This window comes from Saccharothrix sp. CCNWYY140, assembly GCF_037401995.1.
Classification (GTDB): domain Bacteria; phylum Actinomycetota; class Actinomycetes; order Mycobacteriales; family Pseudonocardiaceae; genus Actinosynnema.
Window position 1 is genome coordinate 1 of record NZ_JBBEGC010000028.1, and the last position, 17,624, is coordinate 17,624.

14 protein-coding genes are annotated in these 17,624 nt (G+C 71.3%); 13 read left to right on the forward strand and 1 reads right to left on the reverse strand.

Annotated elements, in window-relative coordinates; translation table 11 throughout:
- Window positions 1-260: 260 nt before the first annotated feature.
- The 9 genes from WBN91_RS15560 (at window position 261) to WBN91_RS15600 (ending at window position 10,148) form a co-directional block, all read left to right on the forward strand.
- Window positions 261-1,238: a ParA family protein gene (locus tag WBN91_RS15560; RefSeq protein ID WP_337723904.1), complete on the forward strand. Its 978-nt coding sequence runs from the start codon at window positions 261-263 to the stop codon at window positions 1,236-1,238.
- On the forward strand, window positions 1,235-1,558 hold the full coding sequence (locus WBN91_RS15565) for a hypothetical protein (protein WP_337723905.1): 324 nt from the start codon (window positions 1,235-1,237) through the stop codon (window positions 1,556-1,558). The genes WBN91_RS15560 and WBN91_RS15565 overlap by 4 nt, the downstream gene beginning before the upstream one ends.
- A complete protein-coding gene (locus WBN91_RS15570) occupies window positions 1,555-2,379 on the forward strand; it encodes a segregation and condensation protein A (protein WP_337723906.1) in 825 nt (274 codons plus the stop codon). Before WBN91_RS15565 ends, WBN91_RS15570 begins: the two co-directional genes overlap by 4 nt.
- Window positions 2,376-3,002, forward strand: a complete 627-nt coding sequence (gene scpB / locus WBN91_RS15575; RefSeq protein ID WP_443217735.1) for an SMC-Scp complex subunit ScpB — start codon at window positions 2,376-2,378, stop codon at window positions 3,000-3,002. Before WBN91_RS15570 ends, scpB begins: the two co-directional genes overlap by 4 nt.
- Window positions 2,995-3,735, forward strand: a complete 741-nt coding sequence (locus WBN91_RS15580; protein WP_337723907.1) for a pseudouridine synthase — start codon at window positions 2,995-2,997, stop codon at window positions 3,733-3,735. Before scpB ends, WBN91_RS15580 begins: the two co-directional genes overlap by 8 nt.
- Before the next feature lie 143 nt (window positions 3,736-3,878).
- Window positions 3,879-7,538, forward strand: coding sequence for an nSTAND1 domain-containing NTPase (locus WBN91_RS15585; protein ID WP_337723908.1), 3,660 nt, complete (start codon window positions 3,879-3,881; stop codon window positions 7,536-7,538).
- Between the two features lie 165 nt (window positions 7,539-7,703).
- Window positions 7,704-8,471: an ABC transporter permease gene (locus tag WBN91_RS15590; protein ID WP_337723909.1), complete on the forward strand. Its 768-nt coding sequence runs from the start codon at window positions 7,704-7,706 to the stop codon at window positions 8,469-8,471.
- Window positions 8,468-9,262 carry an ABC transporter permease gene (locus WBN91_RS15595; RefSeq protein ID WP_337723910.1) on the forward strand — a complete coding sequence of 265 codons (795 nt, stop codon included), beginning with the start codon at window positions 8,468-8,470 and terminating at the stop codon, window positions 9,260-9,262. The genes WBN91_RS15590 and WBN91_RS15595 overlap by 4 nt, the downstream gene beginning before the upstream one ends.
- A 1-nt stretch (window position 9,263) precedes the next feature.
- Window positions 9,264-10,148: an ABC transporter ATP-binding protein gene (locus tag WBN91_RS15600; RefSeq protein ID WP_337723911.1), complete on the forward strand. Its 885-nt coding sequence runs from the start codon at window positions 9,264-9,266 to the stop codon at window positions 10,146-10,148.
- A 572-nt stretch (window positions 10,149-10,720) separates the two neighbouring features.
- Here the strand turns inward: WBN91_RS15600 and WBN91_RS15605 are convergent.
- A complete protein-coding gene (locus tag WBN91_RS15605) occupies window positions 10,721-11,875 on the reverse strand; it encodes a 4-hydroxybenzoate 3-monooxygenase (protein WP_337723912.1) in 1,155 nt (384 codons plus the stop codon).
- 234 nt (window positions 11,876-12,109) lie between these two features.
- On the opposite strand from WBN91_RS15605, the gene WBN91_RS15610 reads away from it, so the two are divergent.
- From WBN91_RS15610 to WBN91_RS15625, 4 genes are all read left to right on the forward strand, one after another.
- Window positions 12,110-13,132, forward strand: a complete 1,023-nt coding sequence (locus tag WBN91_RS15610; protein WP_337723913.1) for an ABC transporter substrate-binding protein — start codon at window positions 12,110-12,112, stop codon at window positions 13,130-13,132.
- Between the two features lie 264 nt (window positions 13,133-13,396).
- Window positions 13,397-16,483 (forward strand): sensor histidine kinase, encoded by a 3,087-nt coding sequence (locus WBN91_RS15615; protein WP_337723914.1) that lies wholly within the window; start codon window positions 13,397-13,399, stop codon window positions 16,481-16,483.
- Window positions 16,480-16,902, forward strand: a complete 423-nt coding sequence (locus WBN91_RS15620; protein WP_121227397.1) for a roadblock/LC7 domain-containing protein — start codon at window positions 16,480-16,482, stop codon at window positions 16,900-16,902. Before WBN91_RS15615 ends, WBN91_RS15620 begins: the two co-directional genes overlap by 4 nt.
- A gap of 33 nt (window positions 16,903-16,935) precedes the next feature.
- Window positions 16,936-17,505, forward strand: coding sequence for a GTP-binding protein (locus WBN91_RS15625; RefSeq protein WP_121227400.1), 570 nt, complete (start codon window positions 16,936-16,938; stop codon window positions 17,503-17,505).
- Window positions 17,506-17,624 lie beyond the last annotated feature (119 nt).

A 17,624-nucleotide genomic window follows, 5' to 3' on the forward strand; every position in this document is an offset into this window, starting at 1 on the left:
TGGCTGCACCCGACCCAAAGCGTGGTAGCCCTTCGGGCAGGCCATACGGTGGGGGAACCGAGGCCCTCCACTTGTAGCTAGGGCTACCGCGCGCTGCGCGCGCCGAAGGTGGGGGTGGGGTGGTTGGGGGTGGTGCGGCTGCCTCGTGAGGGGTGGTCCGGGGTGAGAACTGCTCGGTCCTGTTACGGCGAGGCGCGTTGCCGGTGGCACTTGGTGTGCTTAGGCTGCGCCCAGGCAGAGGACTAAGGATCGGGAAGGCGATGTCGACACCGGAGCACGCGGGCCAGGCGTGGGGTTCCCCACCGCCGCCGCCCACGCCGAAGTCCGGTGTGCCGCGCGCGTCCGTGGAGTTGAGCCTCGCGCCGCATGCCGCGCCGGCGGACGAGGATGCCGCCGAGCAGGCGGTGGGTGACATAGGGCCCACGGGACGGCCGTTGCGGTACGTGCCCGAGCCGCCGTTGATCGCGCACCACGGGCCGGCGAAGATCCTGGCCATCTGCAACCAGAAGGGTGGGGTCGGCAAGACGACCTCCACGATCAACCTCGGGGCCGCGTTGACCGAGTACGGGCGGCGGGTGCTGCTCGTGGACTTCGACCCGCAGGGGGCGTTGTCGGTCGGGCTCGGCGTGCACCCGCACCAGCTCGACCAGACCATCTACAACGTGATCATGGAACGGGACGTGACCGTCCGGGACGTGATCATGCGGACGCCGGTCGAGGGCATGGACCTGTTGCCCTCCAACATCGACCTGTCGGCGGCGGAGATCCAGTTGGTGTCCGAGGTCGGGCGCGAGCACACCCTGGTGCGGACGTTGCGGCCCGTGATCGACCACTACGACTACGTGCTGGTGGACTGCCAGCCCTCGCTCGGCTTGCTCACGGTCAACGCCCTCGCGGCGGCGGACGGCGTCCTCATCCCGCTGGAGTGCGAGTTCTTCAGCCTGCGCGGGGTCGCCCTGTTGATAGACACGATCGAGAAGGTCAGGGAGCGGTTGAACCCGAAGCTGGAGATCACCGGCATACTCGCCACCATGTACGACCCGCGCACCCTGCACTCCCGCGAGGTGATGGCGCGCGTGGTGGAGGCGTTCGGCGACGTTGTGTTCGACACGGTGATCAACCGCACGGTCCGGTTCCCCGAGACGACCGTCGCCGGCGAGCCGATCACCAGGTGGGCACCCCGCTCGGCGGGCGCCAAGGCCTACCGCGCGCTGGCGCGCGAGGTGATCGCCCGGTGACCCGACGCCCATCACTGCCGGGCGCGTCCGAGCTGTTCCGCCTGACCACCCCCGCGGTGGACGTGCCGGAGCAGTCCGCCGCACCCGAGCCCGCGCCGCGCCGGGGCACCGGTCGGCAGAAGCACTCGACCAAGATCACCGTCTACGTGTCCGACGAGGAGCTCCTGGCGTTGGAGCACGCGCGGCTGGCGCTGCGCGGCGAGCACGGCCTGGCCGTGGACCGGGGTCGGGTGGTGCGCGAGGCCATCGCGATAGTGCTGGACGACCTCGAGGAGCACGGCGGCGACTCGCTGCTGGTGCGCAGGTTGCGCGAGCGGTGACCGGGGACGTTTCCGCCGAGGAGGTCCCCGATGGTCGTTTCAAGGTCAGGCTGACGAACTTCGAGGGGCCGTTCGACCTGCTCCTCCAGCTGATCTCGCAGCACACGCTCGACGTCACCGAGGTGGCGTTGCACCAGGTCACCGACGACTTCATCGCCCACATCCGGGCCTTGGGCGACCAGTGGGACCTGGATGAGACGACCGAGTTCCTGGTCATCGCGGCGACCCTGCTCGACCTGAAGGCCGCCCGCCTGCTGCCGCAGGGCGACGTCGAGGACGAAGAGGACCTGGCGCTGCTGGAGGCGCGGGACCTGCTGTTCGCGCGGCTGTTGCAGTACCGGGCGTACAAGCAGGTCGCGGCCCTGTTCGCCGAGCTGGAGCAGGGCGCGTACCGGCGCTACCCGCGGTCGGTGGCGCTGGAGGTGCGGTACGAGGGGCTGCTGCCCGAGGTCATGCTGGGCGTGGACGCGCGCCGGTTCGCCGAGATCGCCGCCGTGGTGTTCCGGCCGAAGCCGCCGCGCACGGTGTCCACCTCGCACGTCCACCAGCACCGGATCTCGGTGCGCGAGCACGCGTCCCTGCTGCGCGAGTTCCTGGCCGCGCGGGGGACGGCGACGTTCGCCGAGATCGTGGCGGAGTGCACGGAGACCATCGAGGTGGTGGCGCGGTTCCTGGCGCTGCTGGAGCTGTACCGGGAGAAGGCCCTGGCGTTCGAACAGCCCGACCCGCTCGGTGAGCTGCGCGTCACGTGGGTCGGGGGGACCATCGAACAAGCCGCGGCGCAAGCCCGTGACGAGGACGAGGACGAGGAGTACGGGTGACCGAGCCCGAACTTGACCAACCCGAGCCTGAGCAGCAGGAACTCGCCGCCGAGCCGATCGAGGACTCCGGGTTGCCGGACCTGTCCGACGACCGGGAGTTCGAGGGCGCGTTGGAGTCGGTGTTGTTGGTGGTGGACACGCCGATCGACGAGAAGCAGCTCGCCGGGGTGTTCGAGCAGCCCGTGAAGCGCGTCACCCTGGCCCTCAAAACCCTCTCCGCGCGGTACACCGAGCAGGGCAGTGGCATCGACCTGCGTAGAATCGGGGACGGCTGGCGGTTCTACACCAGGGACCGCTTCGCGCCATTCGTGGAGAAGTTGCTGCTGGACGGCCAGCGGGCCAAGTTGACCCGGGCCGCCCTGGAGACGCTCGCCGTCATCGCCTACCGGCAGCCGGTCACCCGGGCCAGGATCGCGGCGGTGCGCGGGGTCAACGTCGACGGCGTCATCCGCACGCTGGTCGCGCGCGGGCTCATCGCCGAGACCGGCACGGACTCCGACACGGGTGGCATCCTTTACCGCACGACCGAACTGTTCCTGGAGCGGTTGGGGCTGTCGTCGCTGGACGACCTGCCGCCGATCGCTCCCCTCCTGCCCGAAGTGGATGCGATCGACGATGTCTGACCAGGGACCCGAAGGGATTCGGCTCCAGAAGGTGCTCGCCAAGGCGGGTATCGCCTCGCGACGGGTGGCCGAGGAGCTCATCGAGCTGGGCCGCGTCCAGGTGGACGGCGAGGTCGTGCGCGAGCAGGGCCGCCGCATCGACCCGGAGACGGCCATCGTGCACGTGGACGGGGTGCGCGTGGTCCTCAAGGACGACGTGATCACGCTCGTGCTGAACAAGCCGCGCGGCGTGCTGTCGACCATGCACGACGAGCAGCACCGCCCGTGCGTCGGCGACTACCTCGCCAACCGCAAGGAGCGGCTGTTCCACGTCGGCCGGCTCGACGCCGACACCGAGGGCCTGCTGCTGCTGACCAACGACGGCGACCTGGCCCACCGGCTGATGCACCCCTCCTACGGCGTGCCCAAGACCTACCTGGCCGAGGTGCCGGGCCCGGTGGCCAAGGACGTCGGCAAGCGGTTGCGCGCGGGCATCGAGCTGGAGGACGGGCCGGTCAAGGTCGACTCGTTCAAGCTGGTGTCGTCCGCGCCGGGGCGTGCCCTGGTGCAGGTGGTCCTGCACGAAGGGCGCAAGCACATCGTGCGCCGGCTGCTGGAAGCGGTCGGCTACCCGGTGCAGAGCCTGGTGCGCACGGCGGTCGGCGAGGTCCAGCTGGGCAACCAGCGGCCCGGGTCGATGCGCGTGCTCAACCGGCAAGAGGTCGGCTCCCTGTACAAGGCGGTCGGCCTGTAGGAGGGGCGCTCGACGGTCCTCCCCCCTGAAGTCCCGTCGAACGCCCCGGCCCCCACAACTACGGCACCCGGGTTGTTCAGTGTCAGGACGTGGACGCTGAACAGCGTTCTCTGAACAATCGGCCCCCTGGCGGAGGGGGAGCGATGGCCAGAGCGGAGAGCCCGTTACCGGCGGGCGAACTGGGGGCGTTCGCGGCGGACCTGCGTGCGCTGCGGCTCAAGGCGGGCAACCCGACCTACCGGCGGCTGGCGCGGGACGCGCACTACTCGGCGGCGGCGTTGTCCGAGGCGGCCAACGGGCGGCGGCTGCCCAGCCTCGCGGTGGCGGTGGCCTACGTGCGGGCGTGCGGGGGAGACGTCGTCGAGTGGGAGGCGCGCTGGCGCGCCCTGGCCGAGCGGCGACCGGCCGAGGTCGACGACGGGACGCCGCCCTACGCGGGGCTGGCGCCGTTCCAGGTCGGTGACGCGGACCGGTTCTTCGGCCGGGACGACCTGGTCCGCGAGCTGACCGGGCTGGTGGCGCGGCGGCGGTTCGTCGGGGTGTTCGGCGCGTCCGGGTCGGGCAAGTCGTCGGTGCTGCGCGCCGGGCTGGTGGCCCGCTCGGAGGGACCCGCCGTGGTGTTCACGCCCGGCGCGCGGCCGGTGCAGGAGCTGGCCGTGCGGCTCGCGGCGGTGACCGGCAAGTCCGCGCCCGCGTTGGCCCGCGAGTTCGCGGCCTACCCGGAGAACCTGCACCTTCGGGTCCGGCAGACCCTGATCGGCGGGGACGACGACCTGCTGCTGGTCGTGGACCAGTTCGAAGAAGTCTTCACGCTGTGCGCGGACGACGTCGAGCGGTCCGCGTTCCTCGCCGCCCTCACCACCGCCGCGACCACCGGGTCCAGCCGGACCCGGGTCGTGCTGGGCGTCCGCGCCGACTTCCTCGGCCACTGCGGGCGGCACCCCGAGCTGGTGGACGCGTTGCGCGGCGGGCACGTGCTGGTCGGGCCGATGACCGCCGACCAGCTGCGGGAAGCCATCGTCGCGCCGGCGCTGGCCGTGGGCTGCAAGGCGGAGACCGCGCTGGTCACGAGGTTGGTCGCGGACGCCGCGGGCCAGCCCGCCGCGCTGCCGCTGGTGTCGCACGCCCTGCTGGAGACGTGGCGGCGGCGGCGCGGGGTGGCGTTGACGCTGTCCGGCTACGAGGAGGCGGGCGGCGTCGAGCACTCGATCGCGCGCAGCGCCGAGCACGTCTACCTCGGCATGTCCGACGCGGACCGCGCGGTGGCCAAGCGGGTGTTCCTGCGGCTGATCGCCGTGGGCGACGACACCGCCGACACCAAGCGCCGGGTGGCGCGCGACGAGGTCGACCACCCGGAGGTGCTGTCCGCGCTGGCCGACGCCCGGCTGGTCGTGCTCGACCGGGACACCGTGGAGGTGGCCCACGAAGCCCTGATCCGCCGCTGGCCCCGGCTGCGCGACTGGATCGCCGAGGACCGCGCCGGCCTGCGCGTGCAGCGGATGCTCACCGAGGCGGCGCGCGGCTGGGAGTCGCTGGACCGCGACCCCGGCGCGCTGTTCCGGGGGACGCGCCTGGCCCTGGCCCGGGAGTGGGCCGCCGGCGGGGCGGAGCTGACCGCCGCCGAACGCGGGTTCCTGGACGCGAGCACCGCCGCGCAGGAGGCGTCGACCGCCGCCGAGGCCCGCCGGACGCGTCGGCTGCGGCGGTTGGTGGCCGTGCTGGGCGTGCTGCTGGTGCTGGCCGGGGTGTCGACCGTCCGGGCGGTTCGGGCGGAGCTGTCGGCGACCGAGCAGCGCAACATCGCGCTGGCCCGCAAGGTCGTCAACGAGGCCGAGGCGCTGCGCGACGCGAACCCGGCGCTGGCGTTGCGGCTGACCCTGGCGGCGCACCGCCTGGCGCCGCTGCCCGAGACGCGCGACGCGCTGCTCCAGGCGTTCGGCACGCCCTACTCGACGCGGCTGGACGGGGTGCGGGACATCGCGGTCAGCCCGCACCGGCCCGTCGTGGCCGTCGTGGACGGGGCCACCCGGCGGGACGCCCACCTGTACGACGTGTCCGATCCCCGACGCCCGGTGTGGCGGGGCGTGGTGGACCGGCAGCCGGGCGGGGTGGACGCGCTGGCGTTCAGCACGAACGGGAAAGCCCTGGCCACGGTCGGTGCGACCAGCGCCGTGGTGTGGGACACCGAGGACGAGTCCCGCCCCCGGCCGGCGGTGACGCTGGACGTGGGACCTTCGCCGGTCGCCGTCGCGCTGTCCCCCGACGGCCGCTACCTCGCCGTCGGGTACCCGCAGCGGGGGCCGCGCGTGTGGGACCTGTCCGACCCCGCGCACCCGCCGCTCGTGGCGGACCTGGAAGGGAGCGCGTCGCGGTCCCTGGCCTTCCTGACCGACCAGGTGCTGGTGGTGGCCGAAGGGTCCGGGGCGCGGGCGTGGTCGGTGCCCGGCGGCAGCCCGGTCGACTTCGCCGGCCGCGACGGCCGGGTGAACGCGGTCGCCGTCGCCGACGACGGGCGGCTGGTCGCCGTGGCGGGCACGGACCGCGTGGTCGACCTGTGGGACCTGGCCGACCCGGCGCGACCGGTCCGGTTGGCGGCGGTCGAGCACGCGGACTCCGTGACCGCGGTGGCGTTGGGCACGGGCGGCCGGCTGCTGGCGACCACCGGGGCCGACCGCGTGGCGCGGCTGTGGGACCTCGCGGACCGGGCTGCCCCGGTCGAGGTGGCGGTGCCGGCGGGACAGGCGGGGCACGCGGTCGGCCTGCCCGGCGGCGGTCGGGCGGTGGTCACCGGCGCGGCCGACGGCACCGCCCGGCTGGTCGACCTGACCGACCTGCCCGTCGTGCAGCCGACCCAGATCCGGGCACTGCACCTGGGCCGCGACCGCGACCTGGCCGCGACGGTGGACGTCGCCGGCGTGCTGCGCCTGGTGGACATCGCGCCGCCGCGCGGCACCCGCACGGCGTGGCCGCTGACCCGCCACCCCGGCCGGGTGCGGGCGGCGGCGTTGAGCGCCGACGGGGAGCACGTCCTCACCCTGGGCGAGGACCGGCGGCTGCGGTTGTGGCGCACCGCCAACCCGGCGGACCCCGAGCCGGCCGGCGAGGTCACCGGGAACGTGTCGGTCAAGTCCGGGCACCTGGCCGTGCGGAGCACGGGCGGCGCGACCGCGCTGTTCGACCCGGAGTCCTCGGGAGTGGTGTTCACGCCGTCGGTGGTCCACGGCCGGACCGGGGGAGAAGGGGTCTCGCTGACGGCGTTCAGCCCGGACGGCAAGCGCGTGGCCATCACGCCGGCCGGCGGGAACCCCCGCGAGTGGGAGACCGCCGACCCGTCCCGCCTGCCGGTGGAGTGGTCGGAGGTCTACCAGCTCCGGCCGGCGCCCCAATCGGCGGTCGTCGGCACCGAGGGCAACCGGGTCGCCGTCGAGGCCAACGGCGACGCGGTGCTGTGGCGGCCGGGCCGCGGCCCGGTGGAGTTGGCGTCGGACGCGCGGTCGGTGGCGGCGAGCGGCGACCTGGTGGCGGTGGCCGGCGCGGACGGGAAGGTGCGGCTGTTCGACGTGTCCGACCGTGACGCGCCACGGGCGGTGGGGGTGCTGCGCGCGCACGTGGGGGCGGTGGCGGAGGTGCGGTTCGCGCGGGACGGGCGCACGCTGGTGACGGCGGGCGGGGCGGAGGTCCGGTTCTGGGAGACCGACCCGGAGCGGGTGGTCGAGCGGATCTGCGCCGCCGGGGAACCGGTGGGCGAGCAGGAGTGGGCGCGGTACTTCCCGGGCGTGCCCTATTCGCCACCGTGCCCTTAGCAGGTGTCTTCCCCGCCGCGTGGCATGGGTGGCCGCCCGTGGCGCCGGGTGGTTCGTGACAGTGATTTCCCGTGCACTCATTGTCGCGACGGGGGAGGAGTCTCTAGATTGAGCCGGGTTGGCTGGGGTTGATCAACTGCAAGCAACTGGAAGTAGGCGTTGCGCGTGCGTGCGCTCTCCCGAGGGCTGCTCGGTGTGGCCGGGCTCCTCGTCGTCTGGGAGCTGTTCGGCCGGTCGCGGCTGGTTCCCGCGGAATACCTCCCACCGCCGTCCGTGGTGGGAGTGGAGTTAATCAAGCTGTTGGGGGACGAGGGTTTCCTGCGCGACGTCATCGCGACCGTCCTCGCCCTGCTCATCGCGGTGGGACTGTCCATCGCGATCGCCGTCCCCCTGGGACTCGTGCTGGGCAGCGTCCCGGCCGTGCGGCACGCCACGCGGGCCGTCATCGAGTTCCTCCGGCCGATCCCGTCGGTGGCGCTGATCCCGCTGGCGATCCTGCTGCTGGGCATCGGGCCGGAAATGAAGATCACGCTCGCCGTGTACGCGGCGGTGTGGCCGATCCTGTTCAACACCATCTACGCGCTCGACGAACTGGACCCCCTGCTCGTCGAAACCGCCAAGGTGTTCGGGACCGGGCGCGTGCGGGTGTTGTTCTCCGTGGCGCTGCCCAGCGCGTTGCCGTTCGTGCTCACCGGCATCCGGTTGGCCGCGACGACCAGCCTCGTCGTGCTGGTCAGCGTGGAGTTGCTGGCGGGCGGTTCGGGCGGGCTCGGGCAGTTCATCATGGAGGCGCGCAGCGGTTCCGGGCGCATGGACCTGGTGCTCGCCGGCACCGTGGTCGCGGGTGTGATCGGGTTCCTGCTCAACGAGGGGCTGGAACGCGCGCAGCGCCGGTGGGTCTCCTGGAGCACGGTCACCGGAGGACGGTCATGACCCGGTTCTTGCAGCGGTGGGCCGTGTTCATCGGGCTGGTCCTGGTGTGGGAGCTGGCGACCTGGTTCGCCGACGACCCGTTCTTCCCGCGTCCCACCCGGATCGCGGAAGCGGCGCACACCCTGTGGTTCTCGGGGCCGGTGCTGTTCACCGACGCCGTGTACGAGCACGTGCTCCCGAGCATCGGCAGGTTGCTGGCCGGTTGGGGTATCGCCGCCCTGATCGGCATCGCGCTCGGCGTCGCGCTCGGCCGCTCCGACGCGGCCATGCAGTTCGCCGGTCCGCTGCTGACGTTCATGCGCTCGATCCCGCCGCCCGCGCTGGTGCCGGTGTTCCTGCTCGTGTTCAACGTCGGCACCCAGATGCAGTTGGCCACGATCGTGTTCGGCGTGCTGTGGCCGATCCTGCTCAACAGCGTCGACGGCGCCCGCAGCGTCGACGCGACCAAGTACGAGACCTCGGCGGTGTTCCGCATCCCCAAGGCGCAGTGGATCCTCGGTGTCGTCCTGCCGGCCGCCGCACCGAAGATCTTCGCCGGTCTCCGGGTCAGCCTGTCGCTGTCCCTGGTGCTCATGGTCGTCTCCGAACTGGTCGGCACCGACAACGGGATCGGGTCGCAACTCCTCGTCGCACAACGGGAGTTCGACTTCCCCGACATGTGGGCCGGGATCGTCCTCTTGGGAGTCCTCGGCTACGCCCTCAACACCGTGCTCCTCGCCTTCGAACGCCGGGCCCTGGCCTGGCAGCCCAAGGCTTCCGAGGGGCGCACCCCCGCGACGGTGGAGGAATGACATGACCGCGATGCTCTCCGTGGCCGAACTCGGCCACACCTACCAGGCCAAGGACGGCGCGCACACCGCGATCGACGACCTGACGTTCACCGTCGGCGCCGGTGAGCTGGTGTGCGTGGTCGGTCCGTCCGGCTGCGGCAAGTCCACGCTGCTGCGCACCATCTCCGGCCTGATCCGCCCCTCCCGCGGCGAGATCAGCCTGCACGGCGACGAGGTCCGCGGCGTGCCCGACGACCTGGCCGTGGTGTTCCAGGACTACAGCCGCTCGCTGTTCCCGTGGCTGTCGGTGCAGAAGAACGTGGAGTTCCCGCTGAAGCGGTCCTTGGGGCGCGCGGAACGGCGTGCGCGGGCGGCGGAGGCGTTGGAGTGGGTCGGGTTGTCCGGTGCTTTGCGGAAGTACCCGTGGCAGCTGTCGGGCGGCATGCAGCAGCGGGTGGCGATCGCGCGGGCGCTGGCCTACCGGCCGGCGTTGCTGCTGATGGACGAGCCGTTCGCGTCGGTGGACGCGCAGACCCGGTTCGAGCTGGAGGACCTGCTGCTGAAGGTGAAGGCCGAGCACGACACGACCGTGCTGGTGGTCACCCACGACATCGACGAGAGCGTGTACCTCGGGGACCGGATCCTCGTGCTGTCGTCCTCGCCTGCGTCCGTGGTGGCGGATCTGCGGGTGGACTTGCCTGCGGTGCGGGACCAGATCACCACGCGCGAGTCCGAGGCGTTCGTCGCGTTGCGGGCGGAGGTGGCGCGGTTGCTCAACGTCGGGAAGACGTCGGAGGAGGTGCGTGCGCGGCGGGCGGCGAACGAGGAGCAGGCTGCCAAGTGGGCGGAGGCGGAGCGGGCGGAGGCTTCCCGCGTGGACGCTTCCGACCGCGCGTCGGCCAACTGACGGCGCTTCCCGGGGCTGGGCTTGCGTGGCCTGGCTGTGGTGGCTGGCTGTGGTGGCTGGCTTGTGGTGGCTGGCTTGTGGTGGCCGGCCGCTGGCGGCTGCGCTGGCTGCGGTGGCCTGTGAGCGGCTAGCTGTGGGCGGCTGGCGACTGCGCTGGCCGGCTTTTGGTGGCCTGTGGGCGGCTGCGGTGGCGTGCGCGTAGTGGTTCGTGAGAGGGAGATCGGGCGGTTCCCATTGGGGCCGGCAGCGTCGCCGGCCCGCTGGGGATCGCCCGTTCGTCGTCGCGTAGGCGAATTGTCCGGTGGGGCAACGGGAATTCCGCGACGGGCGATTCGACGTCGGCCGGCCGTGGTGCCGCGTGGGTCGAGGGTCGCCCGTCTTTCGGCGTGCGGTGGGGCCGTCTTTCGGCGTGCGGTGGGGCCGTCTTTCCGCGTGCGATCGGGCCGTCTTTCGGCGTGTGGTGGGCCGGCCGCCGGCCCCCGATTTCCATTGTCCCACGGGGGTACGACATTCCGGCCCGCGCGCCCCCTGGGGATCATTCTCCCACCGCGGACCGACACATCACCCCGGAATCACGGGCCGACGTAGTTTTGCGCGAAATAACCCGCCGACGAGCCCGAAGCGATGAGGTGCTCCAACCTGGCCTGCCCCAACCGGCTCAGGAAGGGTTCCGGCGAGCGGTGGATCATGAAGACCATCCACTGCGAGAACTCCTGTGCACGCCACACCCGGCGCAGGCACACTTCGGAGTACGACCGCAGCCCCGTGTCGTCCCCCGTTCGGGTGTACTCCATCAGTGCACCCGCCAGGACCTCCGCGTCGTGCAGCGCCAGGTTCATGCCCTTGGCCCCGACTGGGGTGATGATGTGCGCCGCGTCGCCCAGCAGGTACAGGTTGCCGTGGTTCATCGGTTCGACCACGTAGCTGCGCATGTCCAGGATGCGCTTCTCGGTGATGCGACCTTCCGTCAACTTCCAGTCCGAGTCGCGCAACGCCAACCGCTTGTGCAACTCCGCCCACACGCGCTCGTCGGGCCAGTTGTCCACGGTGTCGTCGACCGGGACCTGGAGGTAGTAGCGGGAAACCGTCGAACTGCGCAGCATGTGCCCGGCGAAACCGTCGGGGTGCAGGGCGTAAATCACCTTGTGCGTCGACGGCGGCGCCTCGGCCAGGATGGACAGCCACTCGATGCCGTGCTGGTGCGAGAACTCCTGGACCGCGCCCTGCGGGATGCTGCGCCGCGTCACGCCGTGGAAGCCGTCCGCGCCGGCGATGAACGAGCAGTCCAGGCGCTCGACGGCGCCATCGGCCGAGGTCCAGGTCAGGTGCGGCTCGGACGTCTCGATGTCGTGCAGCTCCACGTCGGTCACCGAGAACCGGACGTCGCCGCCGCTGTCGAGGAACGCGCCCAGGAGGTCCTTCACGACCTCCTGCTGCGGGTAGACGTAGTGGGTCTGCCCGTCGTAGAGCGCGGCGTAGTCCACCTCGTGGGCTTGCCCGTTGACGCGGAATTCGCACGCCCCGTGGCGATCCGCCTCTCGGAGCAACCTGTCGGCCAACCCGTGCTCGTCCAGCATCCGGACCGCCCGGTGCTCGATGACGCCCGCGCGCGGCCTGGTTTCGATGTGCTCGCGGGTGCCCCTTTCCAGCACCACGCAGGGGATTCCGCCCTGGCGCAGCAAGTTGGCCAAGGTCAGGCCGGCCGGCCCGGCGCCCACGATTCCCACCGGACGGAGGTTGCTCTGTCCGGCCCATTCCCGATCAAGCTCACTCACCGAGCACTCCAACCTCTGGACAGCCTGTGCAAAGATGCTCACCGAAGGTAGTGGATCAGCCTTCGAGTGTCGGTCGACTGGGGTCTTGCCGAACCACCAAAGTCACTTTGAGTGGTTCCGCGAGGGCCACGGTCGCCCGTGCATCCTGCCCCCGCAATGTCGCCACTCCAACAGGAGATGCCCCCCATGACTCGAAGAGTCGGCCTCTCGGCACGAAGGATCATCGCCGGTCTGTCCGCGCTTGCGATGCTCGCGGTGGTCTCCGGCTGTGGTCTGCTCGGCGGTTCCGAGGAGAAACCCGCCGACGCCGCACCGGGCAAGGTCGAAAAGACCAAGATCAAGCTTGGTCTGCTCCCGATCCTCGACGTCGCGTCGGTCCACGTCGCGATGAAGAGGGGTTACTTCGCGGAGGAAGGCCTCGAGGTCGAGCCGGTCACGATCCAGGGTGGCGCCGCGGCCATCCCGGGTCTGATCAGCGGTGACCTCGACATCACCTTCGGCAACTGGGTCTCGTTCTTCACCGCGCAGAGCAAGGACGCGGCCAAGGCCGTCGACGGCCTGAAGCTGATCAACGACGGCTACCAGGCCAAGCCCGAGATGTTCCTGATCCTGACCGGACCGGACTCGGCCATCAAGTCGCCGAAGGACCTCGCGGGCAAGACCATCGCGATCAACACGTTCAAGAACATCGCCGAGCTGACCGCGAAGGCGACCCTGGAGGCCAACGACGTCGACCCCAAGTCGGTGACCTTCAAGGAGTTCGCGTTCCCGGACATGCAGGCCGCGCTCCAGAACAAGACCGTGGACGCCGCGTTCATGGTCGAGCCGTTCATCAGCAAGGCGCAGCGCTCGATCGGCGCGATCACCGTCCTGGACGCCGCGTCCGGCCCGACCGACAACATCCCGGTCGCGGGCTACGGCACCACGGGCAAGTTCGCCAAGGAGAACCCCAACACCGTCGCCGCCTTCCAGCGCGCGATGGCCAAGGGGCAGCGCGACGCCGCCGACCGCCCCACGGTGGAGCCGCTGCTGGTGGAGTACGCCAAGGTCGACAAGGAGACCGCCAGCCTGGTCCACTTCGGCGAGTTCCCGACCACCCTGGACGCCACGCGCCTCCAGCGGGTCGCGACCCTGATGAAGACCTACGGCTTGCTGGAGAACGACTTCGACGTCAAGCCGATGCTGGTCACTTCGGGCTCGGGTAGTTGATCCACCGGGAGGGGGAGCCCGACCGCGCGAACGGCTCCCCCTCCCGGTGTTTCCCGGTCGGGTCCATGCGGTGAAAAAACCGTGAACCCGGGTTAGCGTTCGTTTAGTCCGTCTCGCATGGGTCTGCGGGACAATGGTTGATTTGCAAAATACCGCGTTCCTCGTCCGAACGGCGGTATGACTCCCGGCGGTTTTCCACCAAGATCCACCGGGTTTGTAGGGATGTGTAGACAACTGGCTGGGGGGCTGGGGAGTGTGCTGACGGTGCGCGGTCACGACGACCACGCCTCCGGGAGAGAACCGGAGCGGATCCAACTCGACGAGGGCGCCGCGACAGCCGGCCCGCCCGATTCGGGGCCGAGCACAGGTACCGCGCCGTCCGCCGACCGGGGCATCTCCCGGTGGCGCCTGCGCAACTGGAGGCTGCGCAGCAAGCTCGCCGTGGTGCTCCTGGTGCCCGCGCTGAGCACGCTCGCCCTCGCGGGCCTGCGGCTCAACACCCAGCTCGACGACGTCGAGCTGTACGGCAAGGCCCAGCGGGAACTCCAACTGTCCGCGCAGGCCGCCGCGGTGGCCGACGCGTTGCAGCTGGAACGCGACGCCGCGGTGTGGTTCGTCGCGGGCGGCCGGGCCGACAACAGCGCCGAGCTGGTCACGCGATCGGCCAAGGTGGACACCGAGGTCGGCAAGTACCGCGAGGTCGCGGCGGCCACCACGGGCATCGAGGACAGCGTGCGGGAGGCGTTCCAGAAGTCCCTCCAGGCGCTGGACGGCCTGCCCTCGCTGCGCAACACCACGCTGACCACCCGGTACCCCGACATCTCGGTGGCCAGCGCCTACACGCAGGTGCTCAGCGCGCTCGCCCAGGTCCACCGCGCGACCGCGAGCAGCCTGAGCAACGAGACCATCACGCCGCTGTCCGGCGCGAACCAGGCGCTCTACGCCGCCAAGGAACAGCTGTTCCAGCAGAACGCGATCCTGCTGTCCACCGCGAAGCGCACGGAGTTCGCGCCCGGCCAGGTCAACGCGCTGCGCGCGGCCCAGTCCCGGTTGGACGCCGCGCTCACCGACTTCGCCGTCACCGCGAGCCAGCCCAACCGCCAGCGGTACTCCGACGTCGTGTCCGGCGCCGCGGTGGACGCCCGCAGCCGGCTGGTCCAGCTCGCGCTGGTGCAGCAGGAGGAAGCGGGCGAGGTGTCCATCTCGGACGCCGAGGTCATGCGCGTCGGCGAGGAGACCGCCGCGCTGATCCGGGCGGTCGCGCTGGACATCGAGCAGCAGGCCGACGCGGAGGCCGTCCGGCTCACCGAGGCCGCCCGTGCCGCCGCATGGCGCGACGCGGCCCTGGTCGCCGTCGCCCTGCTGGTCGCGTTCGCCCTCATGGCCTTCGTCGCCCGCTCGATGCTGACGCCGCTGCGCATGCTGCGCCGCTCCGCGATGGACGTGGCCCGCAACCGGCTGCCCGAGGCGATCAAGCGCATCCGCTCGCACCGCGACCCGGAGCGCGCCGCCGAGGAAGCCCTGGTGCCGGTGCCGATCCACACCACCGAGGAGGTCGGCCAGGTGGCGCGGGCGTTCGACGCGGTGCAGCGCGAGGCGATCCGCCTCGCCGTCGAGCAGGTGGCGCTGCGCGCGAACGTCAACGACATGTTCATCAACCTGTCCCGCCGCTCGCAGGCGCTGGTGGAACGCCAGATCACCGTCATCGACCGGCTGGAGCAGGACGAGCAGGACCCCGACCAGCTGGCCTCGCTGTTCGAGCTGGACCACCTGGCCACCCAGATGCGCCGCAACAGCGAGAACCTCCTGGTGCTCTCCGGCACCACGGTCAACCGCCGGGTCACCCGGCCGGTCCCGATCTCCGAGGTGCTCGGCGCGGCCGTGTCCGAGGTCGAGAAGTACGCCCGCATCCAGATCGCGCCCGCGCCGGAGCTCAAGGTGCAGGGCCGCGTGGTCAACGACCTCGCGCACCTCATCGCCGAGCTGCTGGACAACGCGACCGCGTTCTCCAAGCCCAGCACCAAGGTGACCGTGCGGGCCATAGAGACCCGGCGCGGCGAAGTGTCCATCCGCATCCACGACCGCGGTGTCGGCATGCAGGAGCAGGACATCATCGAGGCCAACACCAAGCTCGCCGACCCGCCCGAGGTCGACGTGTCGGTGGCCCGCGAGATGGGCCTGTACGTGGTCGGCCAGCTGGCCAAGCGGCACGAGATCCGGGTGACGCTGAGCAACAACGACGACATAGAGGGTGGTGTCACCGCGCAGGTCGTCCTGCCGGTGTCGTTGCTGCACCGCGGCCCCGAGCCGGTCGCGCCGCGGCCCGCTCTGCCGCCGCGCCAGGCCGACCTGTCCGCCGAGGACAGCGGTGTCGGCGTGCTGGCGGGCGTGCCGAAGTGGACGCCCGACCAGTTCGGCGCCGACCGGCCCACCCCCGACCGGCACGCGCAGCCCACCGAGGTGACGCCCGCGCCGTTCCCGCAGCCGGTGGCCACCCCCGCCGCCGACGACAGCTTCTTCCAGGTCGAGCAGTCACCCGCGACGGACCTGTTCACCTCCACCGTCGCCGAGACGCAGCCGCCCAAGCCCGGCGCGCCCGACTACACCTACCCCGGTGTGTCGAGCCCGCCCAAGTCGCTGCCGCCCGCGGTCGAGGAGGAGGACGACGCCTCCACCCAGCGGCTGCCGATCTACGAGGACGTGCTGTCCCGCTGGTTCCAGGGCACCGAGGCGTCGGAGGCGCACGTGCGCGGTGAGCTGCCGCCGGAGACCGAGTCCGAGAAGACGATGTTCGCCGACCGCGTCGACCTGGTCGGCTCGGACGAGAGCCCTTCCGAGCGCACGATGTTCGCCGACCGCGCGGACCTGGTCGGCGACGACAAGCCGGAGAAGGTGGAGCGGGTCAGCCCGCAGCCCACCGCCGCCGGCCTGCCCAAGCGCGCGCCCGCGCCGTCCCCCGTGCCCGCGGCGAGCACCCCCGCCGACGGCTGGGGACCCGCCGACAACGGCTGGTCGGCGGCGAGCAACGTGCTCAAGTCCAGCGTCGAGGACACCACCAGCGCCGGGCTGCCCAAGCGCACCCCGAAGGCGCGCCTCATGCCCGGCTCGCTCAGCGCGCCGTCGTCGCGGGGCACCGCCCCCGCGGCCACCACCAACGGCAACGGCGCCGCGCCCTCCGCCACCGCGACCGCCGTCGTCACCGCGCCGCCGCGCCGGTCCGCCGACCGGCTGCGGCAGCGGTTCGCCACCTACCAGCGCGGTGTGCAGATGGGCCGCGAGTCCGCTGACGACAACGGCATGCCCTGGGAGGGCTTGTCGTTCGACAACGCAGACAACAAGGAGCAGAAGTGACCACCGCAGCCGAAGAACTGGACAACTTCAGTTGGCTGGTCGACGACTTCGTGAACCGGGTCGCGGGCGTGGCGCACGCGATCGTGGTGTCCGCGGACGGCCTGCTGCTCGCGTCCTCGGAGCGCCTGCCGCTGGACCGGGCCGAGCAGTTGGCCGCCGTCGCCTCCGGCCTGGTCAGCCTCAACCTCGGGGCGGCGCGCTGCTTCGAGGCCGGTGACGTCAAGCAGACCGTGGTGGAGATGGAGCGGGGCTACCTGTTCCTGATGTCGATCAGCGACGGTTCGTGCCTGGCCGTGCTGGCCGCGCCCAACTGCGACATCGGCCTCATCGGCTACGCGATGACCCGCCTGGTCGAGCGGGTGGGCGTCCAGCTCACCCCGGAGATCCGGTCCCAGCTGCACGTCGCCATGCGTGGTTAGTCACCCTCCGGTCCTAGGGAAAGTGGAAGCAACATGAGCGGCGGACGTAGCCTGTCGGTCACGTCGACCAAGATCGTGGTCGCCGGCGGGTTCGGCGTCGGGAAGACGACGTTCGTCGGTTCGGTGTCGGAGATCGTCCCGCTCACCACCGAAGCGGTGATGACCGAGGCGAGCGTCGGCGTGGACGACCTGACGAACACGCCGAACAAGATGACCACCACGGTGGCGATGGACTTCGGCCGCGTGTCCCTGGACCAGGACCTGATCCTGTACCTGTTCGGCACGCCCGGTCAGCACCGGTTCTGGTTCATGTGGGACGACCTGGTGCGCGGCGCGATCGGGGCGGTGGTCCTGGTGGACACCCGCCGGCTGTCCGACGCGTTCGCCTCGATCGACTTCTTCGAGGACCGGGAACTGCCGTACGTGGTGGGGGTGAACTGCTTCGACGGCCTCCTGCACCACCGCATCGAGGACATCCGCGAGGCGCTCACGATCGACCCGTCGATCCCGATCGTGCCCTGCGACGCCCGCAACCGGCAGTCGACCAAGCAGACCTTGATCACGCTGGTGCAGCACGCGATGCGCCAGCCGACCTTCGCCTGACCCACTCCGCACACTGTGAAGGCCTCGCCCCACTCGGGCGGGGCCTTCACGTTGTCGGGGCGACTGCTCGTCGGGGTGTGCGCGACATCCGCGGGATGCCCGCTGCCTGCGAAGACACG